This window comes from Bellilinea caldifistulae (assembly GCF_001306055.1).
Classification (GTDB): Bacteria; Chloroflexota; Anaerolineae; order Anaerolineales; family Anaerolineaceae; genus Bellilinea; species Bellilinea caldifistulae.
Genome location: NZ_LGHJ01000006.1, coordinates 40,697 through 56,234, shown reverse-complemented (window position 1 = coordinate 56,234; position 15,538 = coordinate 40,697). Strand labels below are relative to the sequence as shown.

Sequence of the window (15,538 nt, the reverse complement as noted above, 5' to 3'; positions counted from 1 at the left end):
TAATTAACCCCAGTTTTCCATGATGTTAAACCCCGCTCTGTCCTCTTCTTCCCGCAGTCGCGAGAGCTTCCTTTCCAAAGGGTTGGATGTGCTGCTGATTGTGCTGATTGCGGTGGGTCTGGTTTACCGCTTTGCGTGGGTTAACTGGAATCAGGATGCCCAACTGCACCCGGACGAGTACGGCCTGACCAACACGCTGAGCGTGCTACGCATGCCCACCAGCCTGAGCGAATATTTCAACACGCGCATCTCGCCGATCAGCCCCTACAACAAATACAACCCGGATGGCAGCCTGCTGCAAAACGGCCCGGATAACCGGATGCGCTGGGGACAGCTGCCAATGATCCTGATTCGCGCCGCAGCGGAAGCAACCGGCAACACCGGTTACAGCGAGCTGCGCCTGCTGGGGCGGCGGCTTTCGGCATTGGCGGACGCGCTGGCGGTTGGTCTGCTCTACCTGATCGGGCGGCGGCTTTACAATCACCGCATCGCCCTGATCGGCGCGGCGCTTTCGGCGCTGGCGGTGATGCAGATTCAGCAATCCCACTTTATGACGGTGGACAATTTCGGCACTTTCTTCACCATGCTGGCGCTCTACGCCGCGGTGCGGATTGCCGGGCAGCCGCCGCTGGCCCGCCAAAAGCCCGAAAGCGGCTACCGCCTTGTTCCGTCGGCGTTTGGCTGGTTTGGGTTGTTTGGGGCAGCCGCTGGCATGGCGCTGGCTTGCAAGGTTAACCTGCTGCCGTTGACCGGCATGGTGGCAGTGGCGGCATTTCTGGCGATTGCCGATCTCAAACTGCGCTTCAAGAGCGACTTAAGCCGCATTTTCGGTGGCACAGCCCTGCTGCTGGTGCTTTCCGCCTTCACCGCGCTGCTGGCTTTCCGCATCACCCAGCCGATGTCCTTCCGCGCCCCGCAGGGCGACACCACGTTTTTCACCCTGCACCTCAATCCCGACTGGGTGGACAGCATGCAGGTTGCCCAGATGGAATCCAGCGGAATCGGCGGCGGCCCGCCCGGCGAACAATGGGCTGCCCGGCCGGCGATTCTCTTCCCGCTGATGAACATGGTGGTGTGGGGCATGGGGCTGCCCTTTGGTCTGACGGCGTGGCTGGGTTTTGGGCTGGCGGCCTGGCAGGTGCTGCGCAAAGGGTTGCTCTACCGCGCCCATCTCATCCCACTGGTGTGGGTGGGCGGTTATTTCCTTTTTATGGGCACCCGCTGGGTCAAGTCCATCCGCTATTTTTTGCCGATTTACCCCTTCCTGGCTTTGCTGGCGGCTTTCCTGCTGTGGACGGTCTGGCAGACGGCCGGCAGGCGCGCCCAAACCGGCCTGCCCCTGCGGCGCATAGCGGCAGCCGCTTTCTTCGGGCTGGTGCTGGGCGGGACGCTGATCTGGGCGGATGCTTTCGTCAGCGCGGTTTACCGCCAGCCGCACACCCGCCTGCAAGCCACCGAGTGGATCTTTCAAAACATCCCCGCACCGGTGCATCTGGAACTGGGAACCCCGCAGGGCAGCCGTTTTCAGCCGGTTTCCGTGCCGGACGGGCTGAGCATTCCGCCCGGCGAGTCGTTTACCCTGACCTTTACCGCCCGCGAGAGCGGGACACTGCGCGGGGTGACCCTGCCGCGCCTGTACAACCCCGCCGATCAGCCGGCGCGGTTGAGTCTGGCCCTCTACCGCGAGGGCAGCAGCCTTGACCTGTTGGCCGAGACCGGTCTTGCGGTACCGCCGGCGGGGGGGCAGGCGCGCGGCAAAAGCGTGCAGGCCGGCCTGCCGGGAGGCGAACTGCAAGCCGGGCAGGTGTATACCCTCACCCTGCGCAATGATTCCCCTGAGCCCATCAAAATCTACCGCCTGACGCTGGCCAACGAGTCGTGGGACGAGGGGCTGCCCGTGCCGCGTGCCACCTACGACCCGTTCGGCGATTTTTACCGCGGTGTGACGATGGAAGTGCGCTGGTACGATGATGAAAACAAACGCCAGATGTTCTACGAGCGTCTGGCGGAGGTGGACTACATCATCCTGCCCAGCCAGCGTGGCATTTGGAGTGTTGCCCGCTTGCAACTCACCTACCCGATGACCATCGAGTATTACCGGGCGCTGTTCGATGGGCGGCTGGGCTTCGATCTGGCGGCCGATTTTCAAGCCCCGTGGCGCATCGGCAACCTGTATATTTCGGATGTCGGCGGTCAGGTGAGGTGGGGAGCGCCGCCGCGCTTGCCGCTGTTCAACTTCAACTTCTTTGCTGCAGAAGAGGCTTTCAGTGTTTATGACCACCCGCCGGTGTGGATTTTCGTCAAGAGCGAGCGTTTTGACCCGGCGCAGGTGCGCGCCATTCTGGGCAAATTTGACCTCAGTCAGGTGGTGGTGCAGTCACCGCGCGATGCCCGCCCCAAGCCGATTCGGTGAGGGGTACCACCTTGTCCTGACCACCCCATTTATGTTAGATTCAACAACAGAATCGGGAACTTTTTTCCAGCCTCATCGGTCTTATAATAAGCCTGAGCAATCGGGTTTCGTATGGTGATGCAATTTTTCCGAATCGAGGTAACCCATGGCAGAAACCGAAATGAACGATAGTGAGATCATCGAAGAACCCCGCCCGCGTCGGCTGCATTTTGAATGGCTGCTGCCGGTCTTTTTCCGTCCCGGCCGCACCATGCAGGCCATCAGCCGTGAGGAAAAGGGCGTCTGGCTGGCACCCTTGCTGGTGTTGAGCGTGCTGGCATTGATCGTTTCGCTGGCCGGCGGACCGGCCCGCGCCGCCGCCGCCCAGCCGAGCGGCGAACTGCCGCCCGATTTTCAATACTGGCCGCCCGAACAGCAGGAACAGTACTTTCAAAGCCAGCAGAACCGCGCCAGTCCCATGGTGATCTACGGCCTGCCGGCGTTGGGCGCACTGGCCGGCATCTGGATCGGCTGGTTTTTGCTGGGCAGCATCCTGCATCTGGCGCTGACCATGGTCGGCAGCCGCGGCAGCAACACCGCCGCGCTCAACCTCGCCGCGTGGGCGAGCATGCCGTTTGCCCTGCGCTTTATCGTGCAGGCGGTCTACATGCTGACCACCCAACAGGTGATTCAGGCACCCGGTCTTTCCGGCTTTTTGCCGCCCGAAGCGGTGGGCTTTGCTGCCTTTCTGCGTCCCATGCTGGCTCATGTGGATCTGTACACCCTGTGGATGATCGTCCTGCTGCTGATCGGCGCGGCGCCCCTGACCGGACTGGGCAAGGGCAAAACCTGGGCGGCTGTCATCCTTTCGGTAATTTTACTGCTGGCATTGCAGGCCCTGCCCGGTTACATCGCCAGCCGATTGAGCGGGTTGAACCCGACTCGCATGTTCTTCTAATCATTTCATTGGGTTGTCATGACGCAAGCCAACAGCGCCTACATCCAAATCCGCGATCTGCGCAAAACCTACCTGATGGGAAAGCAGAAAGTGCACGCCCTTGCGGGGGTCAGTCTGGATATTCCCCGCAACACCTTTACGGTGATCATGGGACCGTCCGGGTCGGGCAAGAGCACCCTGCTCTACCTGCTGGGCGGGCTGGACCGTCCCACCTCCGGGCAAATCATCATGGATGGGGTTGCCCTCGACAAAATGGACGAAAACGAACTGGCGGTCTACCGCCGCAAGAAAATCGGCTTTATCTTTCAATCGTTTAACCTCGTCCAGACGATGAACGCACTGGAAAATGTGGCCTTCCCGCTGCGTTTTGCGGGTGTGCCAACCAGCAAGCGCCGCAAGCGCGCCCTGGAACTGCTGCGTCAGGTTGGGCTGGAGAACCGCGTTCACCACAAACCCACCGAGCTTTCCGGCGGGCAGCAGCAGCGGGTGGCCATCGCCCGCGCCCTGGCCAACTCGCCGGATATCATCCTCGCCGACGAGCCGACCGGCAATCTCGATACTGCCAGCGGATTCGGAATCATGCAGCTGCTTTCCGAGCTGCACCGCAGCGGCAAAACGGTGATTGTGGTTACCCACGACCCGCGCATTCACACCTTTGCCACCCACTCGGTCTATTTGCTGGATGGCAAGGTGGTCAGCGAAGCCGAATTTCAAGCCGCTGCCTCCTTTGCATTTCAAACCGCACCCGAAGAAAGCGAACCGACAAAATGAAGAAGATTCCATTCATCCTCTGTCTCTTGATCTTGCTCATTGGCATGACCCTGCCGGCCGCCGCTCAAACGCCGGTTTTGACGGTCACCGCCGACAATTCCGCCAAAAGCGGCATGCCCGGTGCGGTGGTGGTTTACACGCTCACCCTGACCAACACCGGCAGCAGCCCGTTGAACCTGACGGCGGCGGATCCCGATTCGCTCAACGGCTGGCCAGCCTCGGTCAACCTCACCGACGCCTCCCTCGACCCCGCCGAAAGCACCACCGCGATTGTTTCGGTGGCCATACCCGCCAGCGCCAGTGATGGCAACATGGACGTGACCACAGTGCGCTTTCTGGATGGAAGTAACGAGGTGGGGAGAATCGGGTTAACCACCACCGCCCGCCGTCCCCAGCCAACCGCCGCCGGCCGCCCGCTGCTGGTGCTGGATTCCTACGGCGTGAGCGGTGATTCGGAGATCACCCCCGGCCAGGAATTTGAACTGCGCCTGACGCTGGTCAACCGCGGGCAGGACTTTGCCCGCAATGTACTGATCACCTTCACCGGTAGCGACTTTCTGCCGGTGGATACCGGCGGTGTACGCGCCTTGAACGAGGTGGATCCCGCCGAAAAAGTCAACGTCTTCCAGCCGTTGATTGCCAACCCGGCACTGAGCGGCCAGAGTGTAGCCACACTCACTGTCAACCTGACCTACACCAACCTGGATGGCAGCGAATCCTTCACCGAGGCTTTGACGATTACCATCAACTTGAAGAAACCCTCGTCCGGCGGGCCGGCCCGTCCGACAGCAACCCCCACGCTGATCAGCCGGCCGCAGCTGGTGGTAACCGCCTATCAAACCGATGTAGATCCGCTTCAGCCCGGCGCCATCTTCGAATTGAAGCTGGATATTCGCAATTTGGGAACGGCCAATGCCCGCTCGGTTACGATGGTGCTGGGCGGCGGGGCGGGGGTCAACGATCAAGGCACCCCGGTGCCGGGCACCAGCGAACTTTCGACCTTTGCGCCGCTGGGGGCATCCAACCTGATCTTTTTGGGAGATGTGCCGGTTGGCGAAACGATCAGCGCAACCCAAAAATTGATCGTCAATGTGACCGCCAACCCGGGGGCTTACCCCTTCAAACTTTCGTTCATCTACGATGACGAAAAAGGCATGCGGCAGGTCAACGATCAGGTCATCACCCTGTTGATCTACCAGTTACCGCAGGTGGAAGTCGGCTTTTACCGCGACCCGGGCATTTTCTACACCAATCAAATGTCCATGCTGCCCCTGCAGGTGACCAATCTGGGACGCAAGACCGCCGTGCTGGGGAATATGCGCGTCACCAGCCCCAATGCCGACATTACCAACAATGTGACGCTGGTGGGCTCGCTGGAACCGGGCGGCTACTTCACCCTGGACGCCAACATCATGCCCTTCCAGCCCGGCCCGCTGGACATTGAAATCAGCATCAACTACACCGACGACTTCAACCAGCCGCGCACCATCACTCAAACCCTGACGGTAGAAGTGATGGAAATGCCAACGCCGGAATTTCCGACCGACGGCTTCCCGCCCGAACCGCCGCCCCCCGCCGAAGAAACATTCTGGCAGAAGGTGCTGCGCTTCCTGCGCGGGCTGATCGGACTGGACAGCGCCGAACCGACTCCGGTGCCCTCTTTCCCGATGCCGGGCGAACCCATGCCCGGAGAAGGAATCCCGCCGGGTGAGCCAATTCCGGTGCCGGTTGAACCCCTGCCGCGCCCCAAAGGATGAGGTTGAGCAATTGGGCGCTGTTTTAGCGGTTTGAATGAATTGGAGGTGTGAGCATGCGTTTTCTGGATCTGGTCAGGTTAATTTTCGATAATCTGGGCCGGCGCAAGGGCCGGGTTGCTCTGACCGCCATCGGGGTGGTGATCGGCACTGCCTCGGTCATCCTGCTGGTTTCGCTGGCCATCGGTTTACAGCGCAGCGCCACCAGTCAGTTGTGGGGCATCAGCGATCTGAAACGGATTGATGTTTACCCCGGCTGGAGCGAGGTCAATGTCGGGCCGGGGCCGGTGGCGGTTGACCCGGTCACGGGTATGCCGCCCGGAGTCAAAATCCTCACCCCCAAGACGGTGGAAGAAATTCGCGCCATGCCGGGTGTGGCGCTGGTCAGCATCCGGCAAAATTTGAGCGGCGGGGCTCTGCTGAAATACGGGAAGATGGAAACCTGGCCGTGGATTCAAGGGGTAGATGTGGACGATCTTTCAGCCTATGAGTACAAAGCCCAGGTCGGCACCACCCAATTGGAACGCGGCACGGCGGTGGTCGGTTCGTGGGTGTTGAAGAACTTTTACGACCCGCGTCTGCGTCCCGGTCAGGAACCGCCTCCGCCGCCCACCCCACAGGACATCGTTGGTCAGCAGGTAAAACTGGAAATTACCAAATGGACGGAAGACGGACAGGCCATTACCCGCACCGTCACCTTGCGGATTGCCGGGGTGCTGGAAGAAGCCCGGGCTGAGCAGGACAATGCCATGTTCGTGCGCTTTGATGAGTTGATGAAGTGGGAAGAATGGGTGCGCGGCAAAAGGGTTAATTTCAACAAAGAGGGCTATAACCAGTTGCTGGTACGAGCGGAAGATCCCTCGCAGGTGGTAGACATCGCCGACCAGATCAACGCCCTCGGTTATCAGGCATCCACGCCCCAATCGTTCGTGGAAGGCATCAACAGCTTCTTTGTTGTCCTGCAGCTGGTCTTCGGCGGGATCGGCGCCATCTCCTTGCTGGTGGCAGCCATCGGCATTGCCAACACGATGACCATGGCGATTCTGGAACGCACCCGTGAGATCGGCTTGATGAAGGCCATCGGCGCAACCAACCGCGATGTACTGAGCATCTTTTTGGGCGAAGCAGCCGGCATTGGCCTGATCGGCGGAATTGGCGGGGTGATTCTGGGATGGGGCGGCAGTTATGCCATCAATTTTCTGGCAACCACCTTCCTGGCCGGGCAGTCCAACCCTTATGGCGGGCTTGGGCCGGGAATTGCTGCCGCAACACCGGTCTGGCTGCCGGTCTTTGCGCTGGTGTTTTCCACTCTGGTCGGCTTGCTTTCGGGATTGTACCCCTCTCTGCAAGCCGCCACGCTCGTGCCGGTCAATGCCTTAAAGTACGAGTGAGGCGGTTTGGCGCGCCCTCTTTTAATAAAAAATCTCTGGATCTGGCCTGCCGTTGTGATTAACGAACTGAGCGGGATTCTGATATAATTTCACTATCCTAATCCTCAGGAGGGCGTCCCATGAAAGCATCCGTCCAGCAGCAGCATCTGGCACACGGTTTGGCCATTGTTTCCAAGGCAGTTTCCCCGCGCAGTACCCTGCCAGTGCTGGCTAACATACTGATTGCCAGCGACGATGGCCGGCTGCGGCTTTCGGCTACCAATCTGGAACTGGGAATCACCTGCTGGATACCGGCCACCATCGAAGATGCCGGTGCGATCACCGTACCCGCCCGCACGTTTCAGGATCTGGTCAACACCCTCACCGGCGAGCGGATTGACCTGACCCTTGACCCGCGCACGCAGACGCTCAACGTGCGCAGTGGCAGCAGCAACACCGATATCAAAGGGATTGATGCACAGGAATTTCCGCCCATTCCCGTGCCGGACCTGTCCGAAGGGGTCAGCCTGAATGTCAACGATTTTAAGGAAATGATTCAACAGGTGGTATTTGCGGCGTCCACCGACGAAGCCCGCCCGGTTCTTCAAGGCGTGTTGCTCAACATCAAAGAAGATCAAATCACCATGGCAGCCACGGACGGCTTCCGCATTTCGGTGCGCAAGGGACTGCTCAGCAACCCGGTGCGGCAGGAAATTTCGGTGATCATCCCGGCGCGCGCCCTGACCGAACTGGCGCGCATCGCCACCGATGGCGAACAGATGCTCACCATGAACGTGCCGCCGGGACGCGGACAGGTCATCTTCCACGTCAAAGATGCCGAACTGGTTTCTCAATTGATTGACGGCAACTTCCCGGATTACCGCGCCATCATTCCGCGTTCTTACAAGACCCACACCGTGCTTTCCACGCCGGCGTTCCTCAAAGCCTGCAAACAGGCCGAAATCATTGCCCGTGAGGGCAACAATGTGGTGCGCCTGAACATTCTGCCGGGCAGTGATTCGCCGGGGGTGGTGGAAGTTTCCGCTCAGTCCGAAGAAACCGGCGCCAGCCAGATTCAGGTGGACGCCAACATCGAGGGCAGCCCGCTGTTGATTGCCTTCAATGTCAAGTTTCTGCGGGAAGTGCTGGATGTGATCAAGACCCCGTCGGTTGCGCTGGAAACCAATCAGAACAACACCCCCGCCACCATCAAGCCCATTGGCGATGATGATTTTGTGCATGTGATCATGCCGATGCACCTGGGTTAGCCAGAAACGAATACGAGCGTGGCAATCTCCCCCAGAGCCATTGGGGAGGCGGGGTGGGAGACTCCCCTGCACTGCAAAGTGTCAATACGTTCGGAGTGACGTTAAAAAGGGCATTTCATTGCGAGCCGCCGTCAGGCGGCGTGGCTGTTTTCTTTCTCCTCTGTACCTCCTGACCCCGTGATAAAATCAAGCCATGCCGCTTGTTCTCCTGCTGCTGGTGATTCTGATCCTCTTCCTGCTGGCGGTTGCGGCAGTGCTGACCCAGCGCGCCATCCGCCCGCGCTGCTTCCCTTACCTGAAAACCTATCAAATTGAAGTCGAGAACGGCAAACTGAACGAGGCCGAATACTGGTCGTGGGAAAAGCAGGAAGTCACCATCCCCTCCCCGTTCGGCTACCGGTTGAGCGCCACCTACCTGCCGCTGCGCGGAGCAGAACGAACCGTGGTGCTGGTTCATGGCATCACCTACACGCGGTTGGGGTGCATCAAGTATGTCCCCATGTTCCGCCGGCGGGGGTTCAACGTACTGATCTACGACCAGCGCTACCATGGTTTGAGCGGCGGCAGCAACTGTACCTTTGGTTTTTACGAACGGCATGACCTGCGCGCCGTTCTGGATTGGGCGCTGGCGCAATTACCGCCCGGCGGACGGGTGGGAACGATGGGCGAGTCGCTCGGCGCGGCGGTCTGCCTGCAACACGCGGCCGTGGACTCGCGTCCGGCTTTTGTCATCGCCGATTGTTCATTTGCCGACCTGAATGCCCTGCTCCGCCTGCGCCTGCGGCGGGATGTGGGCCTGCCGGCATTCCCCTTTCTACCGCTCGCCAGCCTGATCGCCCGCCTGCAGGCCGGTTTCTGGTTCGGTCAGGTATCGCCACTGCGGGAGGTACCCCGGCTGAACATGCCGGTGCTGTTCATCCACGGTCAGCAGGATGACTACATTCCCCCGCAACACAGCCAATGGCTGTACGATGCCAAACGGCACGGCTGGCGCCGCCTCTACCTTGCCCCCAACGCCGGTCATGCCGAAAGTTACTGGAACAACCGCTCTGCCTACGAGGAGACGGTGGATTCATTTTTGAGGGAGACTGGCGTTCTTCCCCCTTTGTGAGGTAAACAAACTCCTGCCACCGGTCAGCGGCCGGCGGTGATGCGGGGATTTAATCCGTATGTAAGAAACGCGGTTCAGTACTCGACCACGCGCGGCAGTTTCTTGGCTTGCTCCACCCAGTCCTGCACCTGTGAAAGCACCGGCAGGCGGCGCACCAGTTTTTTCTGCTCATTGATCTCGGTCATCTTTGCCAGCAAATTCTCGGGGTTGCGCTGAGCCAGTTCAACCACCGTATCAACGCCGGCTTCTTCCAACAGATCGGAATACTCCTCGCCAATCCCCTTAATGCGGAACAAATCCGCCAGATTGACCCATTCCAGGATTAATTTTTCGCTGATGCCGGTCGCCTCGGCCAGCGCTTTGCGGCCTTGCGGCGTTTTGCCCTTTTCCAGCAGACCTTCCAGTGTCGTCACGCCGGCCTCCTGCAATTTTGCGGCGTATTTTTCACCAATCCCTTCGATTTTTGCCAGTGCAGTCATCACAGCCTCCCTTGTACGATTTTATGAGTTTTTCAGAAAATTCTTCAGGCCTTTGGTCACATCATCCAGCTTACCTGAACCGGAAACGACCGCGTCAATCTGATCGGCAATCGGTGCGGGCAGTTTCTCCTTTAAGAAACCCAACACCACTTCAACCGCCTGTCTGGCTGCGGGTTCGGGAATACCGGTCTTTTGCACCACCAATTTCACTAGTTCGTCCATTCGATTGTCCCTTCTTTTATTATTCTAAATTCATTTTACTACCTAATATCAAAATTAACAATAACTTAAACGAATGTCACTTCAAGATACATTCTTCGGCAGAATGATCATTTGTGCCGGGACGAAATGTCACATCTCATTCACCCGCCTCCCCAACGGCTCTGGGGGAGATTGCCGCACGGCCAGCAACGGCTCCTCAAAATCGTTGAAATTCCTTATCCCGACCTGAGGTCACACAACAAAAGCAGACCGGCGTCATTCCTGCGCCGGTCTGCTGAACTGTCATATTCGTGTTTTCCGCTTAACTACCCCGCAGCGGCCTGCTCGGTTTCTTGCTCGTGGATCAGTTCTACCTCAATTTGAATGTTGATTTCCTCGCCGACCAGCACGCCGCCGGTTTCCAGCGCTACGTTCCAGACCAGCCCCCAGTCCTTGCGGTTGATTTTAGTGCTGGCGCTAAAACCGGCTGTGGTGAAGCCAAACGGGCTCTTGACTTTGCCGTTATAAACCACATCCAGCACCACCTCGCGGGTCACATCCCGGATGGTCAGATCGCCGATGATGCGACCGTGCGAGTCATCCAGCACCTCGATGCGCTTGCTCTTGAACATCAGGTAAGGGAATTGATCGGCGTTCAAGAAGTCGGGGGAACGCAGGTGAGCATCGCGCTGCGGCTCGCGGGTGTTGATGCTGGCGGCCTCGATTTGCACTTCAACCGATGAATTTTGCGGATTTTCCTCGTCAAAATTCACCACGCCGCTGAAGCGCTCGAACCGCCCGCGCACATTCGAGACCATCAAATGCCGCACCGAAAAGTTAATTTCAGAATGAGCAGAATCAATTTTCCAGGACATCTCCAAACCTCCTTATGTAAAAAATTGTTTGATTTGATAATACTTCAATGAATGTATTTCAATATTGAAGTATTTTGACAAAAAAAAAGAGTTGTCAACCTCCCCGTTTGCCCAGTTTGCGCAGCAGGTCGCCCAGTTGATGTTGTTCCTGCGGCGTCAGCACCGAAAACTCCTCGGCAACCGCCTGAGCGTGTTTGGGGAAGATCTCCTCGATCAACGCAAGGCCGGCGGGGGTCAGTTCCACCCGGCTGATGCGCCGGTCGTGTTCATCCGCAACACGCCGCACCAGCCCGCGCTTTTCCAGATTATCCACCACAAGGGTGATGTTACCGCTGCTTTTGAGCAGTTTGCCAGCCAGTTCGCATTGCGGCATCGGCCCCAGGTGATAAAGGACTTCAAGCACACCAAACTGGGTAATGGTAAGGCTGCCGGTAGTACCGCGTGCGCTCAGCCGGCTGGCAATCGAATCTACTGCGCGGGTCAGTTTGACCCACACATCCAGTGCGCTGGCGATTTGCGGGTCACCCTGGTAATGAGTTGGCATGGCTTCCAATCGTTTGATGTTGAATAATTTAGACTTAATATATCCGCTTTAAGACCGTCTGTCAAGGGGTTTTTCTAAAAAAGGCGATAATTCCCTTTCATTCCTATCAGCATCTTTTTACGGATCAAGAATTCTTGCAACTTCATCAAGCTTTCTGCGTATGTAATATGGGCAGTTGATACTCAGGGAGAATACTCATGCAAATCTTGATTGTTTACGACTCGTTTTTCGGCAATACCGAACAGATTGCCCGGCAAATTGGAGAGGCACTCGACAAGACTCATAAGGTTGAAACCGTCCGAGCAGGGGATGCAACCGCCGAAATGACCACCGCAGCCGAGTTGTTGATCGTCGGATCGCCCACCCGCGGTTTTCGCCCCTCGGAAGACACGGCCAGATTTCTCGATCTTTTCGGCCGCGGTTCACTGGACGGGAAAAAGGTGGCTGCTTTCGACACCCGCATTCCGGTAGAAACCATCCAATCCGGACTGCTGCGTTTCATTGTCAACAAAGGCGGTTACGCTGCCCCGGCCATCGCCAAAAAATTGGAACGAAGCGGCGCCAGGCTGATTGCCCCGCCGGAAGGCTTCTTCGTCAACGGCACGGAAGGCCCGCTGAAAGAGGGCGAACTGGAACGCGCCGCAGCATGGGCCAGAAGCCTGATTTCCGGTTAAAATAAACTTACGGGTGCACACGAATTGATCCTTCCCTCTCTCACCCTTAGCGGAGGCTGTATCAAAAGACTGCAAATCCTTCTTCTGGTCACCCTGCTGGCCGGGGTGTTCCTGCTGGTTTTGAACCTGCTGGAGTTCCTTGCGCTGACGGACATTTACCACGATTACGTCAGCCCGCAGGTCATCCTGCAAATCGGCGGCAATCCGGGCGCTCTGCCGGAATGGTCAGCCGCCAGCGATGAATGGGTAATTGTCAGGTTGAGCCGTTTTACCAGTGCAGCCTACCTGCTGGTGGCTCTACCGGTCCTGTTCCTGTGCTGGCGCGCGCTCCAAAAACCAGCCGGCCCGCCAACCGCTCCCCAAAAATAACATCGGCCGGCATCCCTCTTCAACTTGCTTTTGGGAGATTTAAATGAGTTCCCAAACCGGTTTTATTTCACACTTAAAGTGGCCTTTCTGGAACGAAACCCAGCGCCGCCTGCGCACCGGTTGGCGGCTGATTCTGCAACTGGGGTTGTTCGCCGGCCTGATGTTGCTGGCCAGTTTAGTGGTTAGCCCGCTGCAAAAATGGTTCTTTCAACTGTCGCCCGTTCTCGGCAGTGCCGTTCAAGCCGCCTGGTTGAGCGCCGATTCCACCCTAAACTGGCTACTATTATTGTTCAGCCTGTGGGTGGCGGCGCGCTTGCTCGACCGGCGGCCCTTCCGGGCCTACGGCTTCCACCTCAACCGGCAGTGGTGGGCCGACCTCGGCTTCGGTCTGCTTCTCGGCGCGTTGCTGATGGCGGGCATCTTCCTTGCAGAATACTCGCTCGGCTGGGTGAGGGTCACCGGTTACCGCCAGTCGAGTTTTCCGTCCTTCACCGCGGGCGTGGTTTTCTACATTTTTCACTATGTCTCTGTGGGCATTCAGGAAGAGTGTCTCTCGCGCGGCTACTGGCTGCGCAATCTGGCGGAGGGTTTTCACCTGCCGAAGGGGGGAGCACGCACGGCGCTGTGGCTGGCTTACATCCTTTCCTCTTCCATTTTCGGCTTGCTGCACCTCGGCAACCCGCATGCCTCGCTGGTCAGCACCCTTAATCTGATCCTGGCCGGTTTTCTGCTGGGTTTGCCCCTTGTCCTGACTGGTGAACTGGCGCTTTCGATCGGTTTGCACATCACCTGGAATTTCTTTCAAGGGGTGGTATTTGACCTGCCGGTGAGCGGCGTGGGTAGCGCGGTCAGTTTTCTGGTTGTTGATCAGGCCGGCCCTGACCTGTGGACGGGTGGCAGTTTCGGCCCGGAGGCCGGCCTGATCGGCCTGTTGGCGATGCTGGCGGGGGCGGGGCTAATTCTGCTTTGGGTCAAAGCCACGCGGGGCAAGGTAGAATTCAAGGACGAGCTGGCGGTTTATTCCCCACCTTCACGAAAAGTTACCGATGATCACCCTCCGGCCCGCCTTTGAAAGCGACTTGGCCGACCTGTGCCGATGTTTCCCGGCACACGGTCAGACTCTGCAGGAAGCCGTAGCGAACCGTGACTGTTTTGTGGGTCTTTGGGAAGGTGAAATGGCCGGTTTTGCCATTTTCGATTATTCCTTCTACCGGCAGGGATTTGTATCGCTTCTTTTCGTGCTGCCTGCCTACCGGCGCAAAGGGGTGGCCAATGCGTTGATGGCCTTTCTGGAACAGAACTGCACCACACCCAAATTGTTCACCTCCACCAACCTCTCCAACCTGCCCATGCAATCCCTGCTGGCCGGGCGCGGCTACCGGTTGGCGGGTGTTATTCACTACCTCGACGAGGGCGACCCGGAACTGGTGTATGTTAGAATACTGGATAAATCATAACCTTATCGGTTTTATGCCCCAAAGGATGGTGCCATGTTGCGTCGAATCAAGTCCCTTTTTTCTTCCCCTTCCAGCCCCCCGGCAACCCCGGCCGACCAATGGACGGCCGTAGACGCGTACCTGACCAGCCTGCTGCTCCCCGCCGACCCGGCTCTCGATCAGGCATTGCGCGTCAGTCAAACGGCCGGTTTGCCCGCCATTCAGGTTTCCCCGTTACAGGGCAAACTGCTCCATCTGCTGGCAAAATCCATTGGCGCCCGGCGCATCCTCGAAATCGGTACCCTCGGCGGATACAGCACCATCTGGCTGGCGCGGGCGCTGCCGCCGGACGGCGTGCTGATCACCCTCGAACTTGACCCCAAACACGCTGCCGTCGCCCGCGAGAACCTGGCCGGAGCGGGCGTTTCCGAACGGGTGGAAATTCACCTCGGCAAGGCGCTCGATTCGCTCGCCCGCCTGGCAGAGGAAAACCAGCCACCCTTTGACCTCATTTTCATTGACGCCGATAAACCCAACTACCCGGCTTATTTCGAGTGGTCGCTCAAACTCTCCCGCCCCGGCACGCTGATTGTGGCCGATAACATCATCCGCAAAGGGCGGATCATCGAGTCGCACAGCGGAGATGCCAACGTGGAGGGAATGCGCCGCTTTCTGGAACGGGTCGCCGGTGAACCGCGTGTGAGCACCGCCGCCTTGCAAACCGTAGGCAGCAAGGGTTACGACGGTTTCGCCCTGATTCTGGTCGAACAGTGACACCCCCGTCCGGCGCGCCCCTCCCGCCAATGTTGTTTGAAATTCTCCGCCACCCCGATGCTCCCCGCAAGGGACATGCCATTCTACGCGAAGCCGTGCGCGGGGTGATTCGGGACGGGCGTCGTTTGTTGATGATTTATTCGAGGGTCAACACCGATTACAAGTTCCCCGGCGGTGGGCGCAAGGACGGCGAATCCCTGACTGAAACCCTCCGACGCGAAGTTGAGGAGGAATGCGGAGCAACCATCACCGACATTGACACCTTTCTCGGCCGGGTCATCGAATACGATTTGCCCTACGAAAACGGTTATCAACTTTTCTGCATGACCTCGTATTACTACCTGTGCCGGATTTCCGATCAGTATAAACCGCTGGACCTGGATGACTACGAACAGCGGCTGGGCTTTCAGCCGGTTTGGGTGGATATTGAGGATGCCCTGCGCGCCAACCGGGCGGTCTTGAACAACCGATTTTCGAACATCCCTAAATGGACAGCGCGCGAAACGCGCGTGCTGGAATTCCTCCGTCAGCACCTGATCACCGGCTGAAGAAAGCCTGTCCA

17 protein-coding genes are annotated in these 15,538 nt (G+C 58.5%); 13 read left to right on the top strand and 4 right to left on the bottom strand.

Going from position 1 to position 15,538, the window contains the following annotated elements; genetic code table 11:
* Positions 1 to 19: 19 nt before the first annotated feature.
* The 7 genes from AC812_RS01555 to AC812_RS01525 all read left to right on the top strand — a co-directional run bounded on the left by AC812_RS01555 (position 20) and on the right by AC812_RS01525 (position 9,624).
* Positions 20 to 2,413, top strand: coding sequence for an ArnT family glycosyltransferase (locus tag AC812_RS01555; RefSeq protein ID WP_062158749.1), 2,394 nt, complete (start codon positions 20 to 22; stop codon positions 2,411 to 2,413).
* Between the two features lie 145 nt (positions 2,414 to 2,558).
* Positions 2,559 to 3,350, top strand: a complete 792-nt coding sequence (locus tag AC812_RS01550; RefSeq protein WP_061913092.1) for a Yip1 family protein — start codon at positions 2,559 to 2,561, stop codon at positions 3,348 to 3,350.
* 18 nt (positions 3,351 to 3,368) lie between these two features.
* Positions 3,369 to 4,121 (top strand): ABC transporter ATP-binding protein, encoded by a 753-nt coding sequence (locus tag AC812_RS01545; RefSeq protein WP_061913091.1) that lies wholly within the window; start codon positions 3,369 to 3,371, stop codon positions 4,119 to 4,121.
* Complete coding sequence (locus AC812_RS01540) at positions 4,118 to 5,878, top strand: hypothetical protein (protein WP_061913090.1); 1,761 nt, start codon at positions 4,118 to 4,120, stop codon at positions 5,876 to 5,878. Before AC812_RS01545 ends, AC812_RS01540 begins: the two co-directional genes overlap by 4 nt.
* Positions 5,879 to 5,931: 53 nt before the next feature.
* A complete protein-coding gene (locus AC812_RS01535) occupies positions 5,932 to 7,266 on the top strand; it encodes an ABC transporter permease (RefSeq protein WP_061913089.1) in 1,335 nt (444 codons plus the stop codon).
* A 119-nt stretch (positions 7,267 to 7,385) separates the two neighbouring features.
* A complete protein-coding gene (gene dnaN, locus AC812_RS01530) occupies positions 7,386 to 8,513 on the top strand; it encodes a DNA polymerase III subunit beta (RefSeq protein WP_061913088.1) in 1,128 nt (375 codons plus the stop codon).
* A 193-nt stretch (positions 8,514 to 8,706) separates the two neighbouring features.
* Entirely contained in the window at positions 8,707 to 9,624 is a 918-nt protein-coding gene (locus AC812_RS01525; protein ID WP_061913087.1) for an alpha/beta hydrolase, read from the top strand.
* A 74-nt stretch (positions 9,625 to 9,698) separates the two neighbouring features.
* Here AC812_RS01525 and AC812_RS01520 read toward each other — a convergent pair whose 3' ends face one another.
* From AC812_RS01520 to AC812_RS01505, 4 genes are all read right to left on the bottom strand, one after another.
* Positions 9,699 to 10,103 (bottom strand): DUF4332 domain-containing protein, encoded by a 405-nt coding sequence (locus AC812_RS01520; RefSeq protein WP_061913086.1) that lies wholly within the window; start codon positions 10,101 to 10,103, stop codon positions 9,699 to 9,701.
* A 21-nt stretch (positions 10,104 to 10,124) separates the two neighbouring features.
* Entirely contained in the window at positions 10,125 to 10,325 is a 201-nt protein-coding gene (locus tag AC812_RS01515) for a DUF2267 domain-containing protein (RefSeq protein WP_061913085.1), read from the bottom strand.
* A gap of 305 nt (positions 10,326 to 10,630) precedes the next feature.
* Positions 10,631 to 11,179: a YceI family protein gene (locus tag AC812_RS01510; protein WP_061913084.1), complete on the bottom strand. Its 549-nt coding sequence runs from the start codon at positions 11,177 to 11,179 to the stop codon at positions 10,631 to 10,633.
* Between the two features lie 94 nt (positions 11,180 to 11,273).
* Positions 11,274 to 11,723 carry a MarR family winged helix-turn-helix transcriptional regulator gene (locus AC812_RS01505; protein WP_061913083.1) on the bottom strand — a complete coding sequence of 150 codons (450 nt, stop codon included), beginning with the start codon at positions 11,721 to 11,723 and terminating at the stop codon, positions 11,274 to 11,276.
* A 197-nt stretch (positions 11,724 to 11,920) separates the two neighbouring features.
* On the opposite strand from AC812_RS01505, the gene AC812_RS01500 reads away from it, so the two are divergent.
* The 6 genes from AC812_RS01500 to AC812_RS01475 are packed head-to-tail and all read left to right on the top strand — an operon-like array spanning position 11,921 to position 15,524.
* Entirely contained in the window at positions 11,921 to 12,397 is a 477-nt protein-coding gene (locus tag AC812_RS01500) for a flavodoxin family protein (protein ID WP_061913082.1), read from the top strand.
* A gap of 24 nt (positions 12,398 to 12,421) precedes the next feature.
* A complete protein-coding gene (locus tag AC812_RS01495) occupies positions 12,422 to 12,766 on the top strand; it encodes a hypothetical protein (RefSeq protein WP_061913081.1) in 345 nt (114 codons plus the stop codon).
* A 43-nt stretch (positions 12,767 to 12,809) separates the two neighbouring features.
* Entirely contained in the window at positions 12,810 to 13,838 is a 1,029-nt protein-coding gene (locus tag AC812_RS01490; protein WP_082148871.1) for a CPBP family intramembrane glutamic endopeptidase, read from the top strand.
* Positions 13,813 to 14,223, top strand: a complete 411-nt coding sequence (locus tag AC812_RS01485; protein ID WP_061913080.1) for a GNAT family N-acetyltransferase — start codon at positions 13,813 to 13,815, stop codon at positions 14,221 to 14,223. The genes AC812_RS01490 and AC812_RS01485 overlap by 26 nt, the downstream gene beginning before the upstream one ends.
* A gap of 33 nt (positions 14,224 to 14,256) precedes the next feature.
* The gene (locus AC812_RS01480; protein ID WP_061913079.1) at positions 14,257 to 14,976 is read left to right on the top strand and encodes an O-methyltransferase; all 720 of its coding nucleotides are present in this window, start codon (positions 14,257 to 14,259) and stop codon (positions 14,974 to 14,976) included.
* Positions 14,977 to 15,005: 29 nt separating this feature from the next.
* A complete protein-coding gene (locus AC812_RS01475; RefSeq protein ID WP_061913078.1) occupies positions 15,006 to 15,524 on the top strand; it encodes an NUDIX hydrolase in 519 nt (172 codons plus the stop codon).
* Positions 15,525 to 15,538 lie beyond the last annotated feature (14 nt).

Excerpts from the sequence above, each read along its gene's own strand:
- AC812_RS01555 (WP_062158749.1), top strand. The coding sequence starts at position 20 with ATGATGTTAAACCCCGCTCTGTCCTCTTCTTCCCGCAGTCGCGAGAGC.
- AC812_RS01550 (WP_061913092.1), top strand. The coding sequence starts at position 2,559 with ATGGCAGAAACCGAAATGAACGATAGTGAGATCATCGAAGAACCCCGC.
- AC812_RS01545 (WP_061913091.1), top strand. The coding sequence starts at position 3,369 with ATGACGCAAGCCAACAGCGCCTACATCCAAATCCGCGATCTGCGCAAA.
- AC812_RS01540 (WP_061913090.1), top strand. The coding sequence starts at position 4,118 with ATGAAGAAGATTCCATTCATCCTCTGTCTCTTGATCTTGCTCATTGGC.
- AC812_RS01535 (WP_061913089.1), top strand. The coding sequence starts at position 5,932 with ATGCGTTTTCTGGATCTGGTCAGGTTAATTTTCGATAATCTGGGCCGG.
- dnaN (WP_061913088.1), top strand. The coding sequence starts at position 7,386 with ATGAAAGCATCCGTCCAGCAGCAGCATCTGGCACACGGTTTGGCCATT.
- AC812_RS01525 (WP_061913087.1), top strand. The coding sequence starts at position 8,707 with ATGCCGCTTGTTCTCCTGCTGCTGGTGATTCTGATCCTCTTCCTGCTG.
- AC812_RS01520 (WP_061913086.1), bottom strand. The coding sequence starts at position 10,103 with ATGACTGCACTGGCAAAAATCGAAGGGATTGGTGAAAAATACGCCGCA.
- AC812_RS01515 (WP_061913085.1), bottom strand. The coding sequence starts at position 10,325 with ATGGACGAACTAGTGAAATTGGTGGTGCAAAAGACCGGTATTCCCGAA.
- AC812_RS01510 (WP_061913084.1), bottom strand. The coding sequence starts at position 11,179 with ATGTCCTGGAAAATTGATTCTGCTCATTCTGAAATTAACTTTTCGGTG.
- AC812_RS01505 (WP_061913083.1), bottom strand. The coding sequence starts at position 11,723 with ATGCCAACTCATTACCAGGGTGACCCGCAAATCGCCAGCGCACTGGAT.
- AC812_RS01500 (WP_061913082.1), top strand. The coding sequence starts at position 11,921 with ATGCAAATCTTGATTGTTTACGACTCGTTTTTCGGCAATACCGAACAG.
- AC812_RS01490 (WP_082148871.1), top strand. The coding sequence starts at position 12,810 with ATGAGTTCCCAAACCGGTTTTATTTCACACTTAAAGTGGCCTTTCTGG.
- AC812_RS01485 (WP_061913080.1), top strand. The coding sequence starts at position 13,813 with ATGATCACCCTCCGGCCCGCCTTTGAAAGCGACTTGGCCGACCTGTGC.
- AC812_RS01480 (WP_061913079.1), top strand. The coding sequence starts at position 14,257 with ATGTTGCGTCGAATCAAGTCCCTTTTTTCTTCCCCTTCCAGCCCCCCG.
- AC812_RS01475 (WP_061913078.1), top strand. The coding sequence starts at position 15,006 with ATGTTGTTTGAAATTCTCCGCCACCCCGATGCTCCCCGCAAGGGACAT.